The sequence below is a fragment of the Anaerofustis butyriciformans genome, from assembly GCF_036289385.1.
Classification (GTDB): domain Bacteria; phylum Bacillota; class Clostridia; order Eubacteriales; family Anaerofustaceae; genus Anaerofustis; species Anaerofustis butyriciformans.
The window spans coordinates 1-25,275 of sequence record NZ_JAYFFH010000002.1 but is presented as its reverse complement, the minus strand read 5'-3'; the positions used below and the strand labels follow the sequence as shown (position 1 = coordinate 25,275).

Here is a 25,275-nt window from a genome sequence, read left to right as displayed (position 1 = left end):
ATCAAACTATGTTACTAATAAAATCTTTGCCGTTAATGAGATTTTTTATACCTAAAAATAAAATTTAAAGTCATATTTTTTATATAAAAAAATATATTTTAAAAGGAGTATATTTAGGAGGAACAAAATGGAATTTGAACAAATGGTAAAAAAAATTAATTTAACCGGTAAGGAAGATAATATTGATATAGTTACAGAAGTTTTTGAAAGCGTAAAAATTCTTGATAATATGTCAAATATAGAAAGAATTTTGCTTACTAACAGCGATGCAATGATAAAAAACATATCCTTAAAGAACGGTAAGTTCGTTTTAAAGGAAATTTTAAGAGTTAATATTTTGTATCTTGGGGAAAATGAGAGTCTGTGCGGTATAGATAAAAACATAGAATTTTTTGTTACCCTTGCAGAAGGAGAAAAATGGGATAAGCTTTATAATCTAAAAACTCAGATTCAAAATATTGAATTTAGAGTGGTGAAGAAAAGAAGAATTGAAGTTAGCGCTAATGTAAGAGTATTTGGTATTTGTATGGCAGGAGAATATATAAACACAATAAGCGAAGAGGGAATGAAAGCACTTGAAGTTAAAACTTGTCATGATACGTTAAGTATTTTTGATACCAACTCTACAAAGGAAACATTTACTTTTAAAAAGGATGTACCTTTAAGTGACAGTATAAATATTATTTTTATAAGTGCAGCTTTAAGAGATATTAACACTAATGCGTCGGGGGTGGGCGTATTATACAGTGCAAAAGTTGAAATACTTCTTATATATAAAGACGGTTTTGAAGAAGACAGCGAAGTAACCATAGAAAAACTGGTTTATCCTATAAATCATTTCATTGAAAAAGACCCTAAATTGAAATGCGATTATTATAATATAATCCCTAGCATTGAAAACGTGAATGCAAGGTATGTAATGGAAGATGAAGATTCTTTCATAGAAATTAGTATGGATATGATTTCAAATACTTTGTTTAGTGAAAATAAAGAAATAGACGTTGTTCTTGACGCCTATAGTACGAATAAATCCATAAAGCCGGTTTTAAAAGAACAAAATATAATATCCCTAAAAAGTGAAACGGAAAAAAATATAAAAGTAAGTAATTCAAAAACCTTAATGGATATGGATATGATAGGTTCTGTTATAGGGGACAGTGAAAATATTAGGTACGAGTATTCCATAGATGAAAACATATTAAGCATAAAAGGCGAAATAGAAGTAAATATGGTTACATATATAGATAACGACAGTAAATATTATGTTGATACCATAAATCTGCCTTTTGAAATGAAAGAAGAAGTAGATTTTTCAGGCGGAGATGACTTATTTATAAATATTGATATAAATAATTTAGTCATAAACAGCTTAAACCAAACAATAAGCATTGATGGCGATATAAATATATGTGTTTATGTACTTGGAAGTATGAATGTTATGAATTTATATGGAGTTGAACAGATAGAAAATGTAGAAGAAAAACAAAAAGATATAAAAGTAAAGATATATTACAAAGAAAGAAACGAGAGTTTATGGGATATAGGAAAGAAAAACTTTATAAAATCAGATGATATTTTAGATATGAATGATATTGAAAATGAAAGCGATATAGAAGACGGTTATCCTCTTATTATAAGGTAGTTTTATTTACATTCCCTTATTATGTTGTTATAATATGTTTTATTACATATAAGGGAGAAGACATTTGGAATACATGACAATATACGATTATTTAAGTTTTTTTATAATATATTCTTTTTTAGGCTGGTGCGTTGAGGTTATATATCAAACCTTTAAAGAAGGTCGTTTTATAAACAGAGGATTTTTGCATGGACCTGTTTGTCCGATTTACGGTTTTGGTGTTTTATTGGTAATATATTTTTTAGAGCCTTTAAAATCAAATTTTGTTATTTTGTTTTTTGGTTCTTTGGTTTTTACTACACTGCTGGAACTATGTACAGGTTTCGTGCTTGAAAAATTATTTGCAATAAGATGGTGGGACTATTCAAATAACAAGTTTAATTTAAACGGATATATATGTTTATCTTTTTCGTTAATTTGGGCGTTTGCTTGTGTGTTCGTTGTGAATATTATCCACCCTCTTATAAACTTGTTCGTTGATGTTATTCCATATAATGCAGGCATTATTTTAATTATTTTTATTTTATTGATAATGCTCGTTGATTGTATTTTAACTGTTAATACAATATTAAAATTCAAGGCAAAATTAGAAAGACTAAGTCAAATTGGAGAAAAGCTTACACAGTTATCTGATAATATTGGTAAGAAACTTTCCGACGAAACCCTTGAATTTATGGATAAAGGTGAAAAATTAAAAGAAGATATGTATCTTGAGAAGCTTGCTATAAAAGAGCTTAAAGATGAGAAAAAGGATATTATCGAAAATCATTTGATGAAATTCAGATATTATGAATATTTCAAATTCCATCCAAAAGTTAAATTTCAAAAATACAATGATGTTTTTGAAGAATTCCTTGAAAGAAGAAAAAAGAGAAAGCATTAATGCTTTCTTTTTTTATATTGAACATAAAAAATTTATTTTATATAATTATATTAATATAATTTGCTAAAGGTTTAAAAATTAGGAGAAAAATATGTCCGAAATAAAATTATTTAAAATAAACAATGAAGTTGAAAGATTGGTTCCTACACAAGTTTTACTTGAAAAAGAACTTCAGAATTTAATTGAAAATAATATGGAACAGTTTTTTGGTGTTCGTTTTTTGTATAGCGAATATAGTATACCAAGTGGGAGAATGGATAGTATTGGGATTGATGAAAATAACTGTCCGGTAATTTTTGAATATAAAAGAAGCAGTAACGAAAATGTTATTAATCAAGGATTGTTTTATTTAGATTGGCTGCTTGACCATAAAGCGAATTTTAAACTTCTTGTTATGGAGAAATTAGGAAGTGATGCTGCAGAATTAATAGACTGGTCTGCTCCTTGTGTAATTTGTGTTGCAAATGATTTTACAAAATATGATGTACATGCAGTTAATCAAATGCAAAGAAATATAAAGTTAGTAAAATATAAAAAATATAATGATGAACTTATTTTATTTGAACACTTAAATGCTCCGATTATAAAAAATAGTGTAGATAGTACAGTAAACGAAGAAAAGAGAAATTCATCACAAAAAACTCATTTAGAAAAATTAAATAATTTATCAAAAGAATTACATATTTTATATGATTCAATTTGTGATTATATTGAATCTTTAGGGGACGATATTGTTTCTAATCAATTAAAACTTTATTTAGCATATAAAAAAGTTCAAAATATGGCATGTATTGAGGTTTATAATAAACAAATTATAATATATTTAAAACTTAGCCCCGATACAGTTATATTAGAAAATGGATTTACAAGAGATATGAGAAACGTTGGACATTATGGAACGGGAGATTTGCAAATTACCATAAAAAACAATAATGACTTTGAGAAAGCAAAGTCTCTAATTGAAAGAGCATATAATGAAATGTAGAAAAATAGCCTTGAATAAAGGTTATTTTTTTATTAATAAAAGAACATCATTTTGAATACATTTAAGTAAAGACTTTTTTAAGGAGAATGATGTGAAGTTACAGTGTCTGCATTTTAATAACAGAAAAACTTATAGATACATTACTCATTTTGAAAATGAGTATTATTTATTTTGTGAAGATCCCCTATCTTGTATATATTCTCTTGTTAAATATGATAAAGAAAAAAGTACTGCAAGAGATATTCTTCTTTTTGAAAATTATTTTGATTATAAGATGGATGATTATGATAACAGTATTTATGTTTTAGGGGTAGTAGGCAGTAAACTTGCCTGTTATAAAATAAAAAAAAATGTAATTGTAAATATTTTTAATTTTAAATTAAAAACTTATGATAAAGTAATAGATTTTTTTGTCTTAAAAGGGTATGTGTTTTTTTATTTAAGGTCAGTGGATTTTAATGAACTGGTTTTATATATGTATGATTGTAACGGTAGGTTCATTTTGGTTGAAGATTTGGTTTTGAAAAATCTTTTAAACGCTCCTCTTCTTTTTTCCTTTGAAAATAAACATATGGTTGTTATTGAAGAATTTTATATAAAAAACTTTTTTACATCTTTTGATATTGCAGATGAGAATAATTTCAGGAATAACATTTATGTAATCTTATTTGATGAATTTATTTACTCTATAATACATAAAAAAATAATTTTATATGATATTTTAAGGTCAAATAAAGGTTTGAATTATATAACTATATTAAGTAAATTAAATAATGTTGTTGTTTTGTTTTTATCAAAGCCTTTTTTAAAAAATGAAATATTATTTTATGATGTAATTAAGATGGAAATAACAAAAAAATATAAGAGCGAAGATATATTTTTAAATAATATTTTTTGTGGAAATAAAATATATTTCAAGGCTACAAACAACTACGATAATGAAATAATTTATGATGAGAAGATAAATAAAATTTTTTCATGGCAAAAGAATGATTTATTAAGTTCCTTTATGTTTATGGGCTTTCTTGAAGATAGGTACATTATATTTAAAAAAGAAAATATATATGAAAAAGAGAACGTATATAACATTTTTGATACAAAAAACAAATTAAGCAAAACCTTTTCTTCAAAGCTTGTTATAGTAAATGATGAATTATTGCTTTAATGGGAAAAATAAATTTATTTTTAATTCATAATATGATAAACTATAAGAAATGGGGTAATTCGTATGTCAAAAGAATTTGTTGTTGAAACATATTTATTTTGTGAAAATTGTTTGGAAGATACGATGCACAGAGCTCTTTATAAAGATGGGGAAATAGTTAAACTAACATGTCTTCAATGCGATAATGAAATCATGTTAAACAGACCTGCCCCAAGAATAAAGAAAGAACGTGGCTTTTCAAAATTTTTTACAAAATTTCTTGTGTTCAAATCATAAAAATTAAATTAGAAGAGGTAGAAAAATGCGTATAGGATTTGGATATGATGTCCATAAACTTGGTAAAAACAAGGATCTTATTTTAGCGGGCGAAAAAATAGACTATTCTGAAGGGCTTATAGGGCACTCTGATGCGGATGTTTTAGTTCATGCTTTAATGGATGCACTTCTTGGAGCTTTGGCTCTTGGTGATATAGGAAAGCATTTCCCGGATACGGATGATAAATACAAAGGTATAAGCAGTATGCTTTTACTTAAAGACGTATGCAGGATGATAGATAAAAATGGATATAAGCTTGTCAATGCTGATATGACTCTTGTTATGCAAGCACCAAAAATCGCTCCGTATATACCTAAAATGCGAGAAAATATTTCTTTTATTATGAATACTCCTATAGAAAATATAAGTATAAAAGCAACCACGGAAGAAAAACTTGGTTTCAGCGGAAGAAAAGAGGGAATCAAAGCTTACTGTGTATGCTTGCTTGAGGAGAAAGAATAGATGAAATTATTTAATACTTTATCAGGTAAGAAAGAAGAATTTGTACCTATACATGAAAATGAAGTAAATATGTACGTTTGCGGTCCTACTGTTTATAATTTCTTTCATATAGGAAACGCAAGACCTTTTATTATATTTGATACTTTAAGAAGATACCTTGAATATATTGGATATAAGGTTAATTACGTACAAAACTTTACGGATATAGACGATAAAATAATAAACAAGGCAAAAGAAGAACATTCTACGGCAAAAGCCGTATCTGATAAATACATTGAAGAATACTTTAAGGATGCAAAAGGACTTGGAATAAAAAAAGCAACTGTTCATCCAAGAGTAAGTGAATGTATAGATGATATTATAGGTTTAATCAAAGATCTTGAAAAAAACGGTTTTGCTTATAACGTAGATGGCAATGTTTATTACAGAGTAAGTAAATTTAAAGATTACGGAAAATTATCAAAAAAACCTATAGATGAACTTATGTCGGGAGCAAGAGTTGATATAAGTGATGAAAAAGAATCACCTCTTGATTTCGCATTATGGAAAAAACAAAAAGAAGAAAGTGAAATTGCTTTTGATTCTCCATGGGGTAAAGGTAGACCGGGATGGCATATAGAATGTTCTGCAATGAGCAGAAAATATCTTGGAGATACTATTGATATACATGGAGGTGGGGAGGATTTAATATTCCCTCATCATGAAAATGAAATCGCTCAATCAGAAGGAGCAAACGGTAAAGAGTTCGTTCACTATTTTGTTCATAACGGATATATTAATATAAATAATGAAAAGATGTCAAAATCAAAGGGTAACTTCTTTATGGTAAGAGATATCGCAAAGGATTTTGATCTTGAAGTTGTAAGACTTTTCATGTTATCTGCTCATTATAAAACACCTGTAAACTTCTCGTTTGATATATTAAAACAAACAGAAAGCGGATTAAAAAGACTATATAATACTAAAGAAAATTTAGAATATATGCTTAAAAATGCTAAATCAGAAGAGTTAAAGGAAGATGAAAAAGAATTTGTTTCTTCTCTTCCAAAATATAGACAAGAATTTAAAGATGCAATGGAAGATGATATCAATACTGCAAATGCGGTAAGTACAATATATGAACTAAGTAAAGATATCAATTCAAACGTAAACGAAAATTCATCTAAAGAAATGATTAAAGCTGCATATGATATGTATATGGAATTAAACACAGTTTTAGGTCTTCTTCAAAAAGAAAAAGAAGAAGAAATTCTAGAAGATGAAATTTTAGCATTAATCGAACAAAGACAACAAGCAAGAAAAGATAAAGATTTTGCTTTAGCAGATAAAATAAGAGATGATCTTTTAAAAAGAGGAATTGTTCTTAAAGATACAAGAGAAGGTGTAAAGTGGGAGAAAGTAAAATAGATAAAAAAGACATTCTTGCCATAGGAAGCAAAGAGCTTGCGTATCTTGGGGACAGTGTTTACGAAGTAAATATAAGAAAAAGACTAATAAGGCTTGGTATAAGAGGCGTAAAGGATCTTAACAAAATGAGTATGAATTACGTATCGGCTTTGTATCAAGCCGATATTTTTTCTTACCTAAAAGAATTTTTAACAGAAGAAGAGTTAAAAGTTGCAAAAAGAGGAAGAAATACTAAGATAAAACACGCATCAAAAAGCGTAAATATTGCAACATATCGTTTGGCGACAGCTCTTGAATGTGTGTTTGGATATTTATATATGCTTTCTGATATAGAAAGAATAGATTTCCTTATGGACAAGGTGTTTGAATATAAACTTAAAGAGGTAGAATAATGAGTTATACCGTTTTATACAGAGAATTCAGACCTAAAAATTTTGAAGAAATAATCGGTCAGGATAATATAATAAACATTCTTAAGAATCAGATAAAAAATGATTCTATTTCTCATGCCTATCTTTTTAGTGGAATAAGAGGAACAGGTAAAACATCTACCGCAAAAGTTTTTGCAAAAAGCATATGTTGTCTTAACAATAAAGACGGAGAAGCCTGCAATGAATGTGCATCATGTAAAGATATAAATATGGGGGACAGTGCCGATATTATAGAAATTGATGCAGCTTCAAACAGAGGTATAGACGAAATAAGAGACCTTAAGGAAAAGGTAAGCTATATGCCAAACTTCGGAAGATATAAAGTTTATATTATAGATGAAGTTCATATGCTTACTCAGGAAGCTTTTAATGCTTTACTTAAAACATTAGAAGAACCACCAAGTCATATAGTATTTATATTTGCAACAACAGAACCAAATAAAATTTTACCTACAATTCTTTCAAGATGTCAACGCTTTGATTTTTCTAGAATAGACAGTGATGTTGTTGTAGGACACTTGGCTGATATTCTTGATAAAAAAGGAATTGAGTATGAAAAAGAAGCGCTTTCTTTAATAGCCTTAAACACTGAAGGTGCTATGAGGGATGCTTTAAGTTTACTTGATAAAGCTATTTCGGTTCTAACGGACAATAAGGTCACAAAAGAAATCGTTGATGACATATTGGGGCTTATAAGCGATGAAGAAGTATATAATCTTGCAAATGGCATTTTAGAAGGGGATGTGGAAAAGAGTATCACTTCCGTACATGAATATATGGAAAAAGGCAGAGAAGTAGGAAGTATAATAACTCAGCTTATGGAATATTATTCAAATAAAATAATAGCCATAAACGTAAAAAATCCTGAAAAAATAATAAATAAAAGTAAGCCTTATATAGATTCTTTATTAGAAAAGTTTAACTCAAAGGAAGACAGTAAGAGAATAAGCGATATTTTATATTCTCTTTCAAAACTAAAAAATGATATGAGATTTTTCTCTGAACCGGAATTTTTATTTACGGCAAAGATAATCAATCTATGTGAAGGTGATGGTGAAAGTTTTGTTTCTATAGAAAAAGATAATTCTCAAAATATTAATAGTATGCCTGACAGCGAAGAAATTGAGCTTTTAAATGATAGAATAGAATCTTTGGAAAGAGAAATAAAAAAATTATATGCTCTTAAAGAAGATGTTGAAAATATAAAAAATATGGATTTTTCCGGTGTAAGTGTTCCTAAAAAAGAAGTTATACATTTAAAAGAAAAACCAAAGAAAGTTTCACCTGAAAAAGATGAATATATTGTTGATAAAAAAGAGATTGCTTGGGCAGAGAAAGTTTTGTCTCTTACTCAGCGTTATATTATAAACAGCAATAAAGACCCTCTTGTAGGTATGAGTGTAAATAAATTTAAGGTAGTTGAAGTAGGATTTAATTCTATTACAATATATCCCGATAAAGCTTTAAATATGATGGATTTCTTCTTTGATAACGATGGAGATAAAATATTTAAAGAAGCCCTAAGTCTTAAAGCCGGGAAAAAATTAGATGTAACTTATATTGACAAAAAGATAAAATTAAGATATAAAAATGATAGCAGTAAAAACAGCTTAAAAAGTCTTAAAAAAGATTTGAATATGAAAAAAGATTTTAAGACTGATTTTAAAGCGGAAATAAAAGAAGATGCAAAAGAAGACATCAAAGAAGAAGCAAAAATTAATACAGAAGAAGTTTATAAAGAACAAAAAGAGGAAATTATAGACACTTCTTTGAATAATGACAACAATGCGTCTTTAGAAAGTACAATGCCTGATTATGACATTAATGAAATTATTTCAGGCGAAGATGAGGAATTTGTTTCCGATGAAGAACTAGCTGCTATAGATAATGAAATAGTATTGGATGATGACGATATTATGGATTTAGGAGAAGATTATGACGCATCAATCATGGAAATATTCGGTGCGAAAGAAGAATAACGGAGGTATTAAATAATGGCAAAAGGAAGAATGAACGGTTTCGGCGGTGGCGCAGGAATGTCAGGAATGATGAAACAAATGCAAAAAATGCAAGCTGATATGCAAAAAATGCAAAAGGAACTTGAAGAATCAACTTATGAGGCAACAAGTGGCGGCGGAGCTGTTAAAGCAGTTGTAACAGGAGAAAAACTTGTTGAATCTATCGAAATTGATCCAGATATGTTAAAAGAAGAAGATGCTGATATCATATGTGATATGGTTGTTGCTGCAGTAAACGAAGCAATTAACAAAGCAAATGAAGATGCAAATAATAAAATGGGTTCTATTGCGGGAGGACTTGGCGGATTAAATATTCCGGGACTATAAAATGAGCGTTTATTCAAAACCTATATTAAATTTAATAAATGAACTTTCAAAACTTCCGGGAGTAGGAAGAAAAACGGCAAGCAGACTTGCTTATTATATAGTTAATATGGATAAAGCTGATGTTGACAGTTTATCCGATGCAATAAAAGCCGCAAAAAAAGAACTTAAATTTTGTTCTGTTTGTTACAATATAACAGACAAGGATCCTTGTGATATATGCACAAGTTCAAAAAGAGACAGATCTACAATACTTGTGGTAAGTGAATCGAAAGATTTAATTGCCATAGAAAAAACAAAAGAATACAAAGGTCTTTATCATGTTCTTGGTGGAGTTATTTCTCCAATGGAAGGAATAATGGTTGAAGATATAAGAATTAAAGAACTTATAAGCAGAATCGGAACAAGTGATGAAGTTAAGGAAGTTATTTTGGCAACTGGTTTTAATGTTGAAGGAGAGACAACTGCAATGGTTATAAAGAAATTGTTAAAACCTTTTGATGATATAAAAGTAACAAGAATTGCAAAAGGACTTCCTCAAGGTGCAGATCTTGAATATACCGATGGTGCAACTTTGGCAAACGCAATTATTGGAAGAAATGAAATTTAAAAAAGTACAACCAGGTTGTACTTTTTTATTTTGTTTATTTTTTATTTAATAAAATAAGCAAAAGTTCTTTTTTATCTTCAACGCTCCAGCTTTTATAGTCTTGAAAAGCTACCATTTGAGAATCTTTAAGCATATTTTTTAATGTTAAATTTAGATAGTTTTCATCGTTTAAAAGACTTTCGTCCAAAGAAGAAAATTCTTGTTTTTCCTTCTTTTCTTCTCCTCTTAAAAGATAATCAGTACTTACATTAAAAGTATCGCTTATTTTTTTTATCATTGTTGATGGAATATTTCTGTTTCCTTTTTCGTACATACTTATTGTATTTGGATGAATTCCAAGTTTTTCAGCCATATCTTTTTGAGTAAGTTTATTTTCTTTCCTTAAATTTTTTAATCTATCTCCAATTGTTTCCATTTTTATTTCTCCAAGACTATTTCTTATTTAAAGAATATCACATTATGTTAACTTTTTCAATAAAAATTCACAATTTACAGTGAAAATATCAATAAAAACACACATTTTGTTTACTTTTTCTTGACAATTACACATATTGTGTGATAATCTATTATCATAGAAAAAATGTTCGAGCTAAATATTGGACATTTTAGGAGGTTAGGGTATGAAGAGCGAACTATACAAGAAGACAGAAAGAAGATTATATGATTATCCTTTTTTGGTAAAGAGAATTGAGATGATTAAAAAACGTCTTGAAGAGCTCGAGATGAATTCTTTGAAAGGATATCATACTTACTTATTATCCGATGAGCAAAGCCGTTTTGAAGATTTTATTGCAGCGGAAGCATCTAATATTTCCGATTTTAGAATACTTCTTCAACAAGAGTTAAAAGAAAAAGAAAACATAGTTTTTGAAATTGAAAAAGCGCTGGAATGTTTAACGGAACTTGAACGTCAAATTGTTGTAATGAGATATTTTAAAATGTTGAGAATGTCGGAAATAAGTGATGAGCTTGGTTATTCCAGAGAGTATAGCAGTAGAGTAAGAAAAAGAGCCGTGAATAAAATCGGTATGGTTCTTTGGGGTGTTACAAGTGAGGAAATGGAAAAAAAGAGAAAAGAAATAAAAAATTTTCCAATTTAAACAAGAATAGAGATATTCTTGTTTTTTATTGACAAATTCTTTCTTGTTTAATATAATAGAAAAAATTGTTTACTTTGTGAACTAATTTAGGAGTTAATATGGAAAAAATCAGTGAAGAGTTCTTAGATGCATGGCTGAAGCTATCAGTTATACTTAGAAATAAAAGATATATGATTAATTTATCATTTAATGAAGGTATAATATGTCATCTTCTTTACAAAGAATCATTAACAGGCAGTGAAAAAGGTGTTGCACTTAAAGATATCTGCTCAAAAACTCATATTTTAAAATCTCAGGTAAATAAACTTATAAAACAGCTTGAAGGTAAAAACATAATAAGAAGAAATAAAAGTCTAAAAGATAAAAGATTGGTTTTAGTAAGTTTAAGTGAATACGGAGAAAAAGTATATAAAAATGAGTATGCCAGAATCATTAAGCTTGTAAATGAACTTGTAAAGAAAATCGGAGAAGAAAAAGCAAAAGCAGCCACAGATATTTTTGAATTAATAGCAAATAATGTAGAAATATTTAACGGGAGGGAAACATGTCAGTAAAAATATTAACGGATTCATCTTCTGATTATGAAGCTTATGAAATTAAAGAAAAAAATATAGAGGTTGTTCCAATTGCAGTATCATTTGGAGAAGAACATTATCTTGACGGAGTTGATTTGGATAAAGATACTTTCTATAAAAAACTAGAAAGCTCTTCTGAATTTCCTAAAACAGCACAGCCAACCCCTAATGAATTTTTAGAGTATTTTAACAAAGCAAAAGAAAATAACGATGAACTTGTTGTAATACTTCTTTCAAGTGGGCTTAGCGGAACAGTTCAAAGTGCAAATATTGCAAAAGATATGTGTGAATATGATAATATTTTTATCATTGACAGTGTGCATGCAGTTACGGGAGTAAGAATGCTCGTTGACAGTGCAATAAAACTTAGAGATGAAGGTAAAAGCGGAAAAGAAATATATAATGAAATATTGGTGTTAACAACAAAACTGCGTTCTGTTGTTATGGTAGATACACTTGAATATCTTCATAAAGGCGGAAGACTTACAAAGGCTCAAGCGACTTTAGGGGAAGCCGTAAATATGAAACCTATTATAAGTATAGATGAGCTTGGTAAATTATATATGAAAGATAAGTCTCTTGGCAAAACAAGAGCATACAAAAAGATTATCAAATTATTTAAAAGTTTTGATATTGATACGAGCTATCCTGTATATTTCCCATATTCAAATGAAAAATCAAACTGTGAAGAGCTTGTAAAAAAATTAAAAGCAATGGATATTGATGTGGATGAAAAATATATGTATAACATTGGACCAACTGTAGGCGCTCATCTTGGAAGCGGAACTTTTGGTTTTACAATGGTTGTAAAATAAAAACGAATTCCAAAAGGAATTCGTTTTTTTATTATTTTGTATATGATTTTTTAAATTTAAAATATAAAGTTATTATACTCATGGCAGAAATTAAAGATAATATAATCCATACTAAAATATTTGAATTATCTTTTGTATTTGGAGTATTTATATTATTTTCAATCTTTTGTTGAGATTGATTGCACATTGTGCATACTCCGTCTTTATATGAATGGTCTACCTTTTTGATAACACTTCCTTTTTCAATCACAAAATTACATACTTTGCATACTTTATCGCCTGTATATCCTTCACTTGTGCATGTTGCATCTTTTTTACCTACAATAATCGGAATATGTTCCTCTTTATTATTTACTGCTGTACATCCATTTGTTGAACATGCATACCAGTGAGATGTTTCGTCATGTTTTAAAATTGAGAAATCATGATTAGGTACTTCATCAAATAAAACTGTCTTGTCATTTCCATACTCAATGTTTGTTGAATAACAATATCTATATCCTGCATAAACTATCTTACCATCAAATGTAGGATAAGAGTTTATTGATTTTGCCTGTAATGTTTGCCTCCATATAACATTATCGTTACTTTGTTTTTCGTTTAGTAGATATGTAATTTCTCCGCTGTTAAATTCTTCTGCAGTTCTTCCGCCGTCTTCTGTTATAGAAGATGCAAGGTAATAAGAATTAGTGATTGTTCCAACTTTGTTTCCTGCAATTCCATTACCTAAAGTTTCATATCCTTGCATTGTTGTAATAGTTCCAATATTGTAAGAGTTTGTTATACTGCTGTTAGCTCCCATTTCTCCAACTATTCCACCTACATACCAGCCGCCTTCTATCGCTGATGTGTTATAGCTGTTATTTATTGTTCCATTATTTACTCCGCAAATTCCACCAATGGCAGAATATGAAGCTTTAATATCTGATGCATTATAACATTTGTTTATTGTACCATTATTTTCTCCGCAAATTCCGCCAATCATTTGCAAAGGAGCATTGATAACAGTGTTTATAGCAGAACAATTTTGGATTGTACCTTTGTTGTATCCGCATATTGTTCCGGTGGTAGATGTAGAGTTGTTTATGGATGTATCTTTTAAAGTTAAATTTTTTACTTCGCCACTTTCAGTTATCATTGTAAACATGCCTGTTGATGAAAACCCATATTGTGGATTAATATTTATATTACTTATTGTATGACCTTGTCCATCAAAACAACCGCCGTATCCACTGTTATATTTTCCTGCAGATATAGGATCAAAAGTTCTTCCCTCAGGAATGGTTATATCCTTTATTAATTTTGCATTTGTATTTATATTTGCTTCATCTTTTGATAAATATTCGCTAAACCAAAAAAGATTTCCTGCATTATTTATTTCATAATAATCATCTGAGGTGTCAGGTGTATTATTGTCATTAAGTTTTGCCGGTTGATAGTGATTTCCCTCTGCAAAACCATCATCATCATATTCAAGAGGATTTATTTTTAAATATTTATAATATGCAATGCTGCTTTCATTATAAGTATCTGTATTTTTGCCTTCTTCATCCCATGCAACAGTGATTACACTTCCTTCATATTTATCAAAATCAGGTGCAACGGTTGTTGCCATTGATGAACCAATAAGGGTTATGTTCCCTCCGTTTACTTCAAATATTCTTGGAGGAAGCGATGAGCTGTAGCTTTTATCTAAATAAAGACCTCTTGTTTCCCCTTTTGCATATATTGTTCCGCTATTTACAATAAGACCTGCTGTTTGTTCCGTATATCCTGTTGCTATTGCATTTGTTTCAGATGCAGAACCCTCTGCGTTGATATTTAAAGAACCGCTTCCGTTTATTGTTATTGTCCCGTTTGCATAAATACCATCAAGGAAAACTGTTCCTCCGCTGACATTAATATTATTTGTTCCCATTAAAACTATATTAATATCTCCTGAGGCTGAAATTGCGGCATCATGATATTCTCTTTCATGAGTTGTAGTTAAGTTGGCATTATTAAGATAAAGAGTGTTTGTATCAAAATCGTAACTTACACCGCTCATGACGTTTTCGCAGTTATCCTGAGTAACTTCTATTCCGTTTACCCATATTTCGGTGTTACTTGCATAGATACTGCTGTTGTACCCTAAAACAAAGGAACAACATAAAACTATAAATAAAAAGTATTTTAGTAAATTTTTTTTCATGCTTTTCTCCTTTAATAAAAGTATGTTTTTTGTGACATTTAAGTAATAATACATATAAAATTTTGTTCTATTACTTTTGTTTTTTGTCAATTGTTTAATAATGCAGAATTTTTTGTAATGACTTGTTTTGTTGCATTATCTATGATTTCCTTTACATATTATTTATATTAGCATAATGTAAAGGAATATTGCAATATATTTTTATGTGATAATTTTGTTACAAGCTATTGTTTAAAGGCGTTTGAAGAAATATTTGACTAAGGAGTTTTATATAATAAATTATTATATAAGAAAAAATTGCATATAAAAAACGACCCTTATGGTCGCTTTATCTTAACTCATATGTAAGAAGTGCATTCTCACTTTCCGTAAAATTTGTTAAAAATACTGTATCATATTCTTTTATAAATTCTTCATATGCTTTTTGTGCTTTTGATAAGCTGTCATAAAGAGCAAATACACTTGGTCCTGAGCCGCTCATTTGAACCCCTATTGCATCAAGTTTTTTGAATTTGTCTTTTATATATTTTATTTCAGGATATTTTTCTAAAACAAAAGGTTCAAATACATTAATTAATCCTTTTTCAAGTTTTTTCTTGTCTGCTTCTAAAAGTCCTGTCATTAAAGCTGTAAAATCTGGTCTAATAAGATCCGTTGCATTGTCTATAAGGTCATATGCAAATTTTGTACTTACTCCAAAATCAGGTTTACATAAAACTACATAGCAAGGAATATATGGATAAATCGGTCTGATTTTTTCTCCGATTCCTTCACACATGCCTGCACCGCTATGAATTAAGAAAGGAATATCTGCACCTATTTTTTCACCTATTGAACAAAGCTCATCTCTTGAAAGATTAAGTTCATAGATTTTGTTATATGCAATTAGTGCAGCTGCTCCGTTTGCACTTCCTCCGCCAAGTCCTGCACAAACTGGAATTTTCTTTTCTATATGAACAGACAGTAATTCATTTTCTTTATTTAGTTTACTTATTTCTTTTATGCATTTATCAACTATATTACTTTCATCCTTTGGTACTTCGGTATTATTGCATGTAATAACAATCTTATCGGATTTTTCAAAGGTTAAATAATCATAAATATTTATGGAATGCATTATGGTTTTGATATTGTGATAATTGTCTTCTCTCTTTCCTACAATATCAAGCCCTAAATTTACCTTAGCCGGTATTTTTATTTGTAGTTTATTCATCTTATACCTTCGGTTTATAACATTTTAGGAACGTTTATACATCTTTCGTCTTTGCTTGGAGCATTTTGTAATGCTTCTTCTATTGTTAATCCCTCTTTTACTTCATCTTCTCTTACTACATTTTCAAGATTTAAAACATGGGCTAAAGGTTTTATTCCATCTGTATCTATATTATCAAGTGCTTTTGCGTAATCAAGCTGTTTTTCAAGTGTATCTGTGTATTTTTCTGCTTCTTCTTCGCTTATTTTTAATTTTGCAAGTGAAGCTGTATATAATACATCATCTTTTGTTACTTTCATAATAATCTCCTCGTAAACATAATTTAACTATTAATTTATTTTACTTTTTTTGTAAACAATAGTCAAGAAACAATACTCATTAATGTGATATATTAATGATCCTCTAATGTTTTTTTATTAGAAAATTAATGTAAATTATGCTATGTATTGTGCTATAATAGGAATAATTAAATATAATAGGAGGATAGCGCGTGAAGGTAATATTACTTGAAGATATAAAAGGTATCGGAAAAAGAAGAGAAATTAAAAACGTAAAAACAGGTTATGCAAATAACTTTTTATTTAAACAAGGCAAAGCTGTTGAAGCGACAAAAGCCAATATAGAAAAAATGGAAGAAGAAATAAGACTTGAAAAAGAAAATCATGCAAAAAATGTTGCTGAAGCAAAAGAAAAGAAAGAACAACTTGAAAAAATTAAAGTTGATTTAAAAGCTAAATCAGGTCCTGACGGTAAACTTTACGGTTCTGTTACTTCAATGGATGTAAGTGATGCAATAGAAAAAGCAAGCGGATTAAAAATCGACAAAAGAAAAGTTGTTATGGATAACATAAAAAACCAAGGTGAATACGAAGTTAAAGTTAAACTATTTGAGAATGTTGTTGCAAGTGTAAAAATTAATGTTGTAAGTGAATAAATATTAATATGAGTAATTAATATAAGAAGGAGCGAAAATTGGCAGATAAATTAAGTTTAAAGGTCATGCCGCACAGCAGTGAAACAGAAAGATGTGTTCTTGGTTGTATGCTTATAGACAGTGAAACTATAAACATTGTAAAAGAAGTCTTGAGTGAAGACGACTTTTACGACGGAGAACATAAGTGGGTCTATAAAGCCATTGTTTCTCTTGCTGATAGAGGAAAAGCGGTAGACACATTGACTCTTTCAAACGAATTGAAAGAAAATAATGTATTTGACAAAATAGGCGGATATGAGTTTTTAACAAAAATAGGAGATAGTGTTATATCCACAAATCATGTTGATGATTATTGTACAATTATTAAAGAAAAGTCAATAAGAAGAAGGCTTATAAGAGAGCTTGGAAGTGTTATTGATCAGTGCTATGGAGATTCTATAGAATCTTTTGATATAATAGAAGCTGCTCAAAGAGCTGTTTATAACATATCTATGGATAATAGTACAACGGACTTTACGTCTCTTTCATCAGCTGTAAGTGATGCTGTTAACGAACTAAACAGAATACAAAAGCTGGATGAAAAAGTAATCGGCGTTCCTTCAGGTTTTGCTGCCATTGATGATATAACCTCAGGCTTCCAAAAAGGAGATATGGTTCTAATAGCTGCAAGACCAAGTATGGGTAAAACTGCTCTTGCTGTAAATATTGCTCAAAATGCCGCTATAAGATATAAAAAATCAGTTGCCATTTTTTCTCTTGAAATGCCAACAAGACAACTTGCAAACAGAATTATGTCAGGAGAAGCTGAAGTAGATTCTTCAAGACTTAGAATAGCCAATATTTTTCCAAGTGAATGGTCAAGTTTATATGATACCGTAAGGGAAATAAGAGAGAAAAAAGTAAAATTATTTATAAATGATACTTCGGGTATTTCCGTAGGGGAACTTAGAAGAAAATGTAGAAAATTAAAAGCAACAGAAGGTCTTGATTTAATAATTATCGACTATTTGCAGCTTATGACAATAAATGAAAGAAGCGAAAGCAGACAACAAGAAATTTCAACCATTTCAAGAACATTAAAATCAATCGCAAAAGAACTTGATTGTCCTATCATTGCATTAAGTCAGCTTTCTCGTGGTCCTGAAGCAAGGACGAATAAAAGACCAATGCTTTCGGATTTAAGAGAATCTGGAGCCATAGAACAGGATGCCGATCTTGTAATGCTTCTTTACAGAGATAAATATTATAATCCTGAAAGCGAAGATGATTCCACAGAAGTAATTATTGCAAAACATAGAAATGGTAGTGTTGGTACTGTAAAACTTAAATTTAGAGGTGAATATACTAAATTTATTACAATAGAAGATGACCCTACAAGCTCAGAGGCTTATAGTGATGAGAATTTAGGATAGGAGATGAATTTAAAAATGAGAGATATTTTTGAAAAAGATTTTATTGTTAAGGTATTGATACCTTTGGCGGTAACAATGCTTGTTTCGGGAGTTTTATTTATTTTAGGAAATGCATTTATTCTTTTGGTTGCTGTTATTGTTTTTGCAGGACTTTTCTTCTTTACAAAATATAATAAAGATTTAGTTGAAGAAGAAATATATTATGAAGAAGAAGATACTTCTCCAATAAGAGAATTAAGAGAAGAATTAAATCTTTCAAAAGATTATACAAATGATTCAAAAGCAAATAGCTACGATTATTTAAAAGATAATATGATTAATGAAGATAATATGTCTTTTCTTGATGTAGAGGATGAAGAAGGAGAAGCTCTTCATTTTGAAAAAGCAGATATGTCTTTAACACAGCAAATTAAAGCAAGTGTTGATGAGGATTATCCGGAACCAACTCTTAAAAAACCTGTAAGAAAAAGTAAAGCAGTTTCTGCTCCAAAGAAAAAAGCAGGTAATGTTATTTCAAAATCAATTAAAAGTGTGAAAAACAGAAAAGAAGTTCCAATAAAAAAAGAAATTAATTACGATGATGATTTTGAATTTGAATATGGTTCTTATGATGAATAATTAAAATTTATTCTTACTTAAAATAAAAAAATATGATAAAATATATTAAAACGCGTGGTCATAAAATGGCGTAAATCCAGTTTATGACTGCGCGTTATTTTTTTGGAGGTAAATATGGAAAGACGTAAAATAGAATTTGTAAGAGGAATTATAATGTGTTTTATAATGGTATTTGGCATGAATTTATTTGAAACAGCTATGCATTTAGGCGCATTAAATATTAATGTTTTTATTGAGAGTTTTAATACATTTATTTTTGTATTTATAGCGGCGTATATTATTCAAAATTTAGTGGTAGGAAAGGCAAAAGATTATATTATAAAAACATTTTTGAAAGAAGAAAAAAGCAGTCTTGCTTTTATGTTGTTTAATGCGGTATTTATAGTTGCGTTCATGTCAATGATAATGACAGTAATAGGAGGTATAATAGGAGGGGAAAGCTTCGCTGATGTTTTAAATAATTACTTTAATGTATGGCCGAGAAATTTTTGTATGGCATTTTTCTTAAACATACTTGTTGCTTCTCCCGTATGTAACTATTTATCGGGGAAATTAAGGAATTTGAATAACTTAAATGCCGAAAATGCGGAATAGACATAAAACCGACTTAAAAAGTCGGTTTTATTTTTTATCTTACTTAATCTTGTAAAGCATCTTTTCCAGTTTCTTTTGTTCTGATTCTTTTTACGTTTCTTATTTCGTAGCTGAAGATTTTTCCGTCTCCGACTTCTCCGGTAAAGGCGGATTCTTCAATGGCTTTTATTGTTTTGGCTTCCCATTCTTCGGAAGAAACCACGATTTCAAATTTAATTTTTGGTCTCATCATTATGTCAACTTTTGTTCCTCTTACATATTCGCTAAATCCTTTTTGAGCTCCGCAGCCCATTACCTGGGAAACGGTAATTCCGTTTACGCCTATTTTATTTAAAGCGTCTTTAACGTCTTCCAGTTTTTCTTCTCTTACAATTGCTTCTATCTTGATTATCATAATATATCCTCCTTAATCCAATCCGTTAAATGACGGGTATGCACTTTCTCCGTGTTGTGTTACGTCCAAACCTATCTTTTCTTCTTTTTTGGTTACACGAAGCGGAGTGAAGATTCCAACGATTTTTGCACAGATGAATGTTCCTATAGCTGCAATTAGTATTGATACGACTATACCTATTAATTGAGCCGCAAACAATTTTATGTCTCCAAAAACCAATCCGTTCCATTGAGCTACGGAATTGATAGAAGTCATTGCAAACAATCCGGTTGCAATACCACCCCATATACCGCCTATTCCATGGCATCCGAATGCATCCAATGCATCATCGATTTTTAATTTTCCTTTTAAGAATGAAACGCCAAAGTAGCATATTGGGCTGACGAGCAGACCTATTATAATCGCTGCCCAAATCGGAACATATCCGGCTCCCGGAGTTATTCCGACAAGACCTACCACAAGACCCGTTGAAGCTCCGACTAATGTAGGTTTTCCGTTTTTCAAAGTTTCAATAAGAGCCCAAGAAACAAGAGCCGCTGCCGATGAAACCGCCGTTGTCATAAATGCGTGTGCCGCAAGTCCGTCTGCCGCAAGAGCACTTCCTGCGTTAAATCCGAACCAACCGAACCATAACAATCCTGCACCCAAAAATACAAACGGTGTATTGTGACCTTTGAATCCTTGCTCAAATCCTTTTCTTTTTCCGAGCATTAACGCAAGTACAAGTCCGCTTACTCCTGAACTTATATGTACGACATTTCCTCCCGCGAAATCAACGGAACCGATTGACGCCAAAAATCCGTTTTCTCCCCATACCATATGGGCCAAAGGATAATAAACTATCAAAGACCAAAGAATTATAAAAGGTACCAATGCTTTGAATTTCATTCTTCCTGCGACCGAACCCGTAATCAATGCCGGTGTAATTACGGCAAACATCATTTGAAATGCCGCATATGCCAAATTTGGAATGGTGTCGGAATAATAATCGGGTTCCATTCCTACTCCCGAAAATCCAAACCATTTGCTTCCTCCGATAATTCCTCCGTGATCTCCTCCGAATGACAAAGCATATCCAAATAATACCCACATAACGATTGCGATACCCATGATTATGCCACATGCCATCATTGTGTTACCGACATTTTTTCTTCTTACAAGACCTCCGTAGAAAAATGCCAAGCCCGGTGTCATAAGAAAAACCAATGCGGCACAAATCAAAATAAAACCAGTGTTTCCAGTATTCATTTTATTACCCCCGTTTTTTATAATTTAATAAAAAACAAAAAAGGCACTTAGAAATTAATTTCTAAGCGCCTTTGCTTTTTATTTTTAATATTTATGGATTATATCAGTTAATTATTTAAATGTCAACCAAAAAATAATAATTTATTTGATAAATATAAAAGTTTATGTATTTTTATGCTTTTAAAATTATCTTTATCATTTCACTCACCGCATTTTCGTTATTTGTTCTATTAAGGATAAATTTAGCAGCTTCTTTTGCCTCTTTTGATGCGTTCTTTACCGCAAAAGAATATTTTGTATTTTTTAATAGTTCTATATCGCTTCCTTGATCACCTATCGTGGCAATTTCGTCTTTTGTTACGTTATAATGTTTCATAAGTTCTTTAAGCCCTGTAAATTTATTTACTTTTGTCGGTCTTATGTCATATACATTTCTGTCAACGGTTCCGTACATGCTCTTTGGCAGATAACTCTTTAAATGCTCAAGGTCCTTTTCATTTTCAAAACGTACGGAAATTCTGTAACAATCTTTTAACGTGCTTAAATCTCCCTTTTTTAAGCTTTCTTCTTTTATCCAAGTTATCACATCTTGATATAAAGGTCCTTTTTTGTTGTAAAAGTAACCGTCTTTGTTAAGAGGCATAAAGTCTCGGTTTTCTTCGTTGAATTTTTTTACCAAAAATGAATATACGTGGTTGTCTATCGTAACAAGTTCTTTTATACCATTTTTGTAATCTATTAATATGGCTCCGTTTACGCCTATATGTACATTTTCAAATAAATCAAGCTCCCTTACTATATCTGTCATAGATTCTTCGTTTCTGCCGGATATAATACTTATTTTAATTCCTTTTTCTTTACATAATTGTATTGCATTTTTATCTTCTTTTGATATTGTGCCATCATCTCTTAGTAAGGTTTTATCCAGATCTAAAATAAGAAGTTTTATCATTTTATTCACCCTTTACGATGTTTATAAGCTCAAGAGGGGTTTTTATGTGGTAATTTGCATTGCAAGTTGCTTTTTCTTCTTCGCTGCCATAGCCGTAATCTGCCATTACCGTGTCTGTTTTGTTTGTTTTTCCTCCCAATATATCGGTAGGCTTGTCTCCCACCATTAAAACTTTGCGGGGATTTTTTATGTTTAAATTGTTCATGACTTCTCTGACCAAATCCGATTTTTCGCCTCTTGTCTGCATTGTATCCTGTGCAATTACTTCTTTAAAAAATTTTTCTATTTCAAAATATTTTATTTGAAGTTTTACATTTTCTATTGGTTTATTTGAGGCTATTGCCATTTGTACTCCCATGTTATCAAGAGTTTGTAGCATTTCATAAACTCCATCATACAACGTTGCTTCAAAACATCCATGTTCTTGTACGTATTTTCTATGTATCATAATGGCTTTTTTGCCTTCTTCTTGGTCAAATCCGTAATTTTCAATTATTAGTTTTGCAAAAGGAGGTCCAATCATTTTTTTTACGTTTTCTATTGTTTCCGTTATTCCATATGCTCCAAGTGCCTTTACAAATCCTTTTGCTATTCCAAGCCATGAGTCTACTATTACTCCGTCAAAATCAAATATTACAGTGTTATATTTCATAATTATTCCTCTTTTCTTATGCTTATTTTATTACAGAATAATGTATTTTGCAATTTTTATTAGATTTCTGTAATTTTAATAAATATATGTAAAAAAATAGTTATTTTTTATAATCTAATATGTTATTATAGAAACGAACATTTTTATTTGTTTTTATTTGGCATTATAAATTTTATTGTTTAATTTATAATGTTATAAAATATTATTGATTAACATTTTATAAATAGTAAAGGGGATAAAGCTATGAATAAAAGAAAAATAAGATATGGTCAATGTATAGTAATATTTATAATGATTATATCTTTCTTTTTGTCTTCTGTTTCTTTAGGAAATGCTGTATATGCATATGAAGGACAAAATAATGCAGAAATTAATATTGATGAAAATCAACAAACAGAAAACAGCGAAGAATCTAATAATGAAGTAAATTCATCAACCGGTAAAGATGTTGTTGATTCTAATAATGCTGCTGAAGATTCGACACAAGAAGATGTAGTTAAAGAATCTAATGGTAATGATGAAAATGAAAGTAGTAAAAAGATACCTGTTTCGACACAAAATGTTAAATCAACAGATACAGGAGATTATGTTGTTAAAGGTGGAACTGTAGGTATAGACTATATTTTTGAGGATATGGAGTATAAAACAAAAGAGTATGCAGGTGCATTTCCTTCTTTTGTTAAGGAGCATTCATTTACAATGAAAGTTTTAAAAATAATGACATCAACACCTCTTACTATATCTACTACAAAACAAACCGATGCCGGTATATATATAAATCCAGGGGTAGATGCAGATATAACATTAGATAGTGTAAATATTCAAGCGAGGGTTCCTTTTAATATTGCTAATAGTAGTGATGCTAATAACCCTACAAAAGTTCATTTAACAATTGCTGATAATAGTTCGAATATAATAAAAGTAACAGCTACAGAAAGTGATGTTGTTCAAACTTCAGGTATTAGATGTGGTGAAGGGTCTTACTTAACAATAGATGATAGTATAAGAAACGTAGATGAAAACGGAGAACCGGTATTACCTGAGCAAGGTCGTGTATCAAGAGATGCTACACTTCAAAACGGAATGGAAGTACATAAAGGAGACAGACTTACTATTTTAGATAGTCAAAATCCGGGAAGTCTTGAAGTTTATGGTGGTCCTAGAGGTGCTGCAATTGGTGGTTGCGGATTAGAAAGTTCAGGAAATATGACTTTTAACGGAGGTAATATCGAAGCTATTGCTTATGATGTTTCTTCTTCTTTGAATCATTACCGTTCTGGTGCAGGAATAGGTGGTGGTCAAGCTGGAGGAGGTACTTCAACAACAATAAATGGTGGTAAAATATATGCTTCAGGTTCATATCATGGTGCAGGTATTGGTGCAGGATGTACTTCTGGATATGGAATGCAGGCATATAATACATTTACTTTTGATGATACAAAATTAAAAGCGGATACAACAGCATATTACACTCCAAATGCAGGAGATATAACAATAAACGGTGGTTATATAAAAGCTGAAGGTAAAGAACATGGTAATGCTTTTGGTACAGGTTGTTATTTAAGTGCAACAATGAAAGATCATAGAATTCTTATTACTGGAGGAACTTTACTACCAAGTTCTGTAGCTGATATGTATGATATAGGAGGGAAAGATGGTGATGTAATAATTACAGGAGGTTCTGTAAGAGTTGCAACACCTGCGAAGTTCCAAAGCAAAGATGGGAATGCATACGGAGATATGGAAAAAACTCAACCTGTTATAATGACAACCATAAACTTAGAAAGCTTTGGCTTAAAAGAAGCTTTAGTTGACGATATGAGCATGGAAATAGCAGGTGTAACAAGAGAATATGGTATGCCTTCGTATACTGATGATCAAGGTAAATTATATTTCTGGCTGCCAAATGATGTTGTTGGTAAAGAAATAATGGTCGACTTAAACATGAAAGATGAAAATGGGGATGATGTTAAAACTGAACCATTCTTTGTAACAGAAGTATCTCATGGAGCAATCCTAAAACAATACGTAATCTTTGAAATAGAAAACGACTTAGAAAACGGACTATTAAAGAAGAGATATGATGGATTAGGCTATACAGCGGAACAAATGAATCAAGTAAAAGCTCAAATAGTAGGAGAAGGTATTGATGTAACCGTTCCGGAAGGTGGAAAGCTAACAGATTTATCAACAATGCAAATTACATCGCAACAGTTGGAAGATGATGGAGAAACCGTTGCAAAAGATGCGCCAATAGTTGAAGGATTAAATCCAAATGCAGGTAAATATCAATTGATATTTACATCAACACAATATTCAAATGATACTACAAAC

The 25,275-nt window shown here is 30.2% G+C and carries 26 protein-coding genes and 1 pseudogene; 19 read left to right on the top strand and 8 right to left on the bottom strand.

The features are described from left to right. The first annotated feature begins 127 nt into the window (after nt 1-127). The 11 genes from V2W16_RS03545 to recR all read left to right on the top strand — a co-directional run bounded on the left by V2W16_RS03545 (nt 128) and on the right by recR (nt 10,243). On the top strand, nt 128-1,642 hold the full coding sequence (locus tag V2W16_RS03545; RefSeq protein WP_329381647.1) for a hypothetical protein: 1,515 nt from the start codon (nt 128-130) through the stop codon (nt 1,640-1,642). Nucleotides 1,643-1,715: 73 nt separating this feature from the next. Continuing rightward, entirely contained in the window at nt 1,716-2,525 is an 810-nt protein-coding gene (locus V2W16_RS03540) for a putative ABC transporter permease (RefSeq protein ID WP_329382601.1), read from the top strand. A 91-nt stretch (nt 2,526-2,616) separates the two neighbouring features. Next, nucleotides 2,617-3,510 (top strand): DUF5655 domain-containing protein, encoded by an 894-nt coding sequence (locus tag V2W16_RS03535; RefSeq protein WP_329381643.1) that lies wholly within the window; start codon nt 2,617-2,619, stop codon nt 3,508-3,510. Between the two features lie 91 nt (nt 3,511-3,601). Next, nucleotides 3,602-4,675, top strand: coding sequence for a hypothetical protein (locus V2W16_RS03530; protein WP_329381640.1), 1,074 nt, complete (start codon nt 3,602-3,604; stop codon nt 4,673-4,675). A gap of 63 nt (nt 4,676-4,738) precedes the next feature. After that, nucleotides 4,739-4,951 (top strand): zinc ribbon-containing protein, encoded by a 213-nt coding sequence (locus tag V2W16_RS03525; protein WP_138269151.1) that lies wholly within the window; start codon nt 4,739-4,741, stop codon nt 4,949-4,951. Between the two features lie 25 nt (nt 4,952-4,976). Then, nucleotides 4,977-5,453 carry a 2-C-methyl-D-erythritol 2,4-cyclodiphosphate synthase gene (gene ispF, locus V2W16_RS03520; RefSeq protein WP_138269152.1) on the top strand — a complete coding sequence of 159 codons (477 nt, stop codon included), beginning with the start codon at nt 4,977-4,979 and terminating at the stop codon, nt 5,451-5,453. Beyond that, complete coding sequence (cysS, locus tag V2W16_RS03515) at nt 5,454-6,860, top strand: cysteine--tRNA ligase (RefSeq protein WP_329381632.1); 1,407 nt, start codon at nt 5,454-5,456, stop codon at nt 6,858-6,860. Beyond that, the gene (locus V2W16_RS03510) at nt 6,842-7,252 is read left to right on the top strand and encodes a Mini-ribonuclease 3 (protein ID WP_329381630.1); all 411 of its coding nucleotides are present in this window, start codon (nt 6,842-6,844) and stop codon (nt 7,250-7,252) included. Before cysS ends, V2W16_RS03510 begins: the two co-directional genes overlap by 19 nt. Further along, on the top strand, nt 7,252-9,270 hold the full coding sequence (gene dnaX / locus V2W16_RS03505; protein WP_329381627.1) for a DNA polymerase III subunit gamma/tau: 2,019 nt from the start codon (nt 7,252-7,254) through the stop codon (nt 9,268-9,270). The genes V2W16_RS03510 and dnaX overlap by 1 nt, the downstream gene beginning before the upstream one ends. A 15-nt stretch (nt 9,271-9,285) precedes the next feature. Continuing rightward, nucleotides 9,286-9,636 (top strand): YbaB/EbfC family nucleoid-associated protein, encoded by a 351-nt coding sequence (locus tag V2W16_RS03500; RefSeq protein ID WP_138269156.1) that lies wholly within the window; start codon nt 9,286-9,288, stop codon nt 9,634-9,636. 1 nt (nt 9,637) lies between these two features. Then, nucleotides 9,638-10,243 carry a recombination mediator RecR gene (gene recR, locus V2W16_RS03495; protein WP_138269157.1) on the top strand — a complete coding sequence of 202 codons (606 nt, stop codon included), beginning with the start codon at nt 9,638-9,640 and terminating at the stop codon, nt 10,241-10,243. A gap of 34 nt (nt 10,244-10,277) precedes the next feature. Here recR and V2W16_RS03490 read toward each other — a convergent pair whose 3' ends face one another. Then, complete coding sequence (locus V2W16_RS03490) at nt 10,278-10,658, bottom strand: helix-turn-helix domain-containing protein (protein WP_329381623.1); 381 nt, start codon at nt 10,656-10,658, stop codon at nt 10,278-10,280. 205 nt (nt 10,659-10,863) lie between these two features. On the opposite strand from V2W16_RS03490, the gene V2W16_RS03485 reads away from it, so the two are divergent. The 3 genes from V2W16_RS03485 to V2W16_RS03475 all read left to right on the top strand — a co-directional run bounded on the left by V2W16_RS03485 (nt 10,864) and on the right by V2W16_RS03475 (nt 12,733). Continuing rightward, nucleotides 10,864-11,343, top strand: a complete 480-nt coding sequence (locus V2W16_RS03485) for a sigma factor-like helix-turn-helix DNA-binding protein (protein WP_329381620.1) — start codon at nt 10,864-10,866, stop codon at nt 11,341-11,343. 98 nt (nt 11,344-11,441) lie between these two features. Then, the gene (locus V2W16_RS03480) at nt 11,442-11,897 is read left to right on the top strand and encodes a MarR family winged helix-turn-helix transcriptional regulator (RefSeq protein ID WP_329381617.1); all 456 of its coding nucleotides are present in this window, start codon (nt 11,442-11,444) and stop codon (nt 11,895-11,897) included. Then, complete coding sequence (locus V2W16_RS03475) at nt 11,888-12,733, top strand: DegV family protein (RefSeq protein ID WP_329381614.1); 846 nt, start codon at nt 11,888-11,890, stop codon at nt 12,731-12,733. The genes V2W16_RS03480 and V2W16_RS03475 overlap by 10 nt, the downstream gene beginning before the upstream one ends. A 31-nt stretch (nt 12,734-12,764) precedes the next feature. On the opposite strand, the gene V2W16_RS03470 is transcribed toward V2W16_RS03475, so the two are convergent. From V2W16_RS03470 to gatC, 3 genes are all read right to left on the bottom strand, one after another. Beyond that, the gene (locus tag V2W16_RS03470; protein WP_329381611.1) at nt 12,765-14,924 is read right to left on the bottom strand and encodes a GLUG motif-containing protein; all 2,160 of its coding nucleotides are present in this window, start codon (nt 14,922-14,924) and stop codon (nt 12,765-12,767) included. 328 nt (nt 14,925-15,252) lie between these two features. Next, nucleotides 15,253-16,137 (bottom strand): 4-(cytidine 5'-diphospho)-2-C-methyl-D-erythritol kinase, encoded by an 885-nt coding sequence (ispE, locus tag V2W16_RS03465; protein ID WP_329381608.1) that lies wholly within the window; start codon nt 16,135-16,137, stop codon nt 15,253-15,255. Between the two features lie 14 nt (nt 16,138-16,151). Further along, nucleotides 16,152-16,436 (bottom strand): Asp-tRNA(Asn)/Glu-tRNA(Gln) amidotransferase subunit GatC, encoded by a 285-nt coding sequence (gene gatC / locus V2W16_RS03460; protein WP_138269163.1) that lies wholly within the window; start codon nt 16,434-16,436, stop codon nt 16,152-16,154. Nucleotides 16,437-16,627: 191 nt separating this feature from the next. On the opposite strand from gatC, the gene rplI reads away from it, so the two are divergent. From rplI to V2W16_RS03440, 4 genes are all read left to right on the top strand, one after another. Further along, nucleotides 16,628-17,071 (top strand): 50S ribosomal protein L9, encoded by a 444-nt coding sequence (gene rplI / locus V2W16_RS03455; RefSeq protein WP_138269164.1) that lies wholly within the window; start codon nt 16,628-16,630, stop codon nt 17,069-17,071. Nucleotides 17,072-17,109: 38 nt separating this feature from the next. Next, on the top strand, nt 17,110-18,483 hold the full coding sequence (gene dnaB / locus V2W16_RS03450) for a replicative DNA helicase (protein WP_329381603.1): 1,374 nt from the start codon (nt 17,110-17,112) through the stop codon (nt 18,481-18,483). Between the two features lie 15 nt (nt 18,484-18,498). Further along, nucleotides 18,499-19,101: a hypothetical protein gene (locus V2W16_RS03445; RefSeq protein ID WP_329381600.1), complete on the top strand. Its 603-nt coding sequence runs from the start codon at nt 18,499-18,501 to the stop codon at nt 19,099-19,101. A 114-nt stretch (nt 19,102-19,215) separates the two neighbouring features. Next, the gene (locus tag V2W16_RS03440) at nt 19,216-19,695 is read left to right on the top strand and encodes a DUF2798 domain-containing protein (protein WP_329381597.1); all 480 of its coding nucleotides are present in this window, start codon (nt 19,216-19,218) and stop codon (nt 19,693-19,695) included. Between the two features lie 43 nt (nt 19,696-19,738). Here V2W16_RS03440 and V2W16_RS03435 read toward each other — a convergent pair whose 3' ends face one another. The 4 genes from V2W16_RS03435 to V2W16_RS03420 form a co-directional block, all read right to left on the bottom strand. Next, the gene (locus tag V2W16_RS03435) at nt 19,739-20,089 is read right to left on the bottom strand and encodes a P-II family nitrogen regulator (RefSeq protein ID WP_138269168.1); all 351 of its coding nucleotides are present in this window, start codon (nt 20,087-20,089) and stop codon (nt 19,739-19,741) included. A gap of 12 nt (nt 20,090-20,101) precedes the next feature. Then, on the bottom strand, nt 20,102-21,337 hold the full coding sequence (locus V2W16_RS03430; protein ID WP_329381593.1) for an ammonium transporter: 1,236 nt from the start codon (nt 21,335-21,337) through the stop codon (nt 20,102-20,104). Nucleotides 21,338-21,509: 172 nt separating this feature from the next. Next, nucleotides 21,510-22,289, bottom strand: a complete 780-nt coding sequence (locus V2W16_RS03425; RefSeq protein ID WP_329381590.1) for an HAD family hydrolase — start codon at nt 22,287-22,289, stop codon at nt 21,510-21,512. Between the two features lies 1 nt (nt 22,290). Next, complete coding sequence (locus tag V2W16_RS03420) at nt 22,291-22,941, bottom strand: HAD family hydrolase (protein WP_329381587.1); 651 nt, start codon at nt 22,939-22,941, stop codon at nt 22,291-22,293. A 243-nt stretch (nt 22,942-23,184) separates the two neighbouring features. Here V2W16_RS03420 and V2W16_RS03415 point away from each other — a divergent pair. Further along, nucleotides 23,185-25,275: pseudogene (locus tag V2W16_RS03415) on the top strand (hypothetical protein); the annotation flags it as partial.

Coding starts and splice junctions, on each gene's coding strand:
- V2W16_RS03545 (WP_329381647.1), top strand. CDS start 128: ATGGAATTTGAACAAATGGTAAAAAAAATTAATTTAACCGGTAAGGAA.
- V2W16_RS03540 (WP_329382601.1), top strand. CDS start 1,716: ATGACAATATACGATTATTTAAGTTTTTTTATAATATATTCTTTTTTA.
- V2W16_RS03535 (WP_329381643.1), top strand. CDS start 2,617: ATGTCCGAAATAAAATTATTTAAAATAAACAATGAAGTTGAAAGATTG.
- V2W16_RS03525 (WP_138269151.1), top strand. CDS start 4,739: ATGTCAAAAGAATTTGTTGTTGAAACATATTTATTTTGTGAAAATTGT.
- ispF (WP_138269152.1), top strand. CDS start 4,977: ATGCGTATAGGATTTGGATATGATGTCCATAAACTTGGTAAAAACAAG.
- cysS (WP_329381632.1), top strand. CDS start 5,454: ATGAAATTATTTAATACTTTATCAGGTAAGAAAGAAGAATTTGTACCT.
- dnaX (WP_329381627.1), top strand. CDS start 7,252: ATGAGTTATACCGTTTTATACAGAGAATTCAGACCTAAAAATTTTGAA.
- V2W16_RS03500 (WP_138269156.1), top strand. CDS start 9,286: ATGGCAAAAGGAAGAATGAACGGTTTCGGCGGTGGCGCAGGAATGTCA.
- recR (WP_138269157.1), top strand. CDS start 9,638: ATGAGCGTTTATTCAAAACCTATATTAAATTTAATAAATGAACTTTCA.
- V2W16_RS03490 (WP_329381623.1), bottom strand. CDS start 10,658: ATGGAAACAATTGGAGATAGATTAAAAAATTTAAGGAAAGAAAATAAA.
- V2W16_RS03485 (WP_329381620.1), top strand. CDS start 10,864: ATGAAGAGCGAACTATACAAGAAGACAGAAAGAAGATTATATGATTAT.
- V2W16_RS03480 (WP_329381617.1), top strand. CDS start 11,442: ATGGAAAAAATCAGTGAAGAGTTCTTAGATGCATGGCTGAAGCTATCA.
- V2W16_RS03475 (WP_329381614.1), top strand. CDS start 11,888: ATGTCAGTAAAAATATTAACGGATTCATCTTCTGATTATGAAGCTTAT.
- V2W16_RS03470 (WP_329381611.1), bottom strand. CDS start 14,924: ATGAAAAAAAATTTACTAAAATACTTTTTATTTATAGTTTTATGTTGT.
- ispE (WP_329381608.1), bottom strand. CDS start 16,137: ATGAATAAACTACAAATAAAAATACCGGCTAAGGTAAATTTAGGGCTT.
- gatC (WP_138269163.1), bottom strand. CDS start 16,436: ATGAAAGTAACAAAAGATGATGTATTATATACAGCTTCACTTGCAAAA.
- V2W16_RS03445 (WP_329381600.1), top strand. CDS start 18,499: ATGAGAGATATTTTTGAAAAAGATTTTATTGTTAAGGTATTGATACCT.
- V2W16_RS03440 (WP_329381597.1), top strand. CDS start 19,216: ATGGAAAGACGTAAAATAGAATTTGTAAGAGGAATTATAATGTGTTTT.
- V2W16_RS03435 (WP_138269168.1), bottom strand. CDS start 20,089: ATGATAATCAAGATAGAAGCAATTGTAAGAGAAGAAAAACTGGAAGAC.
- V2W16_RS03430 (WP_329381593.1), bottom strand. CDS start 21,337: ATGAATACTGGAAACACTGGTTTTATTTTGATTTGTGCCGCATTGGTT.
- V2W16_RS03425 (WP_329381590.1), bottom strand. CDS start 22,289: ATGATAAAACTTCTTATTTTAGATCTGGATAAAACCTTACTAAGAGAT.
- V2W16_RS03420 (WP_329381587.1), bottom strand. CDS start 22,941: ATGAAATATAACACTGTAATATTTGATTTTGACGGAGTAATAGTAGAC.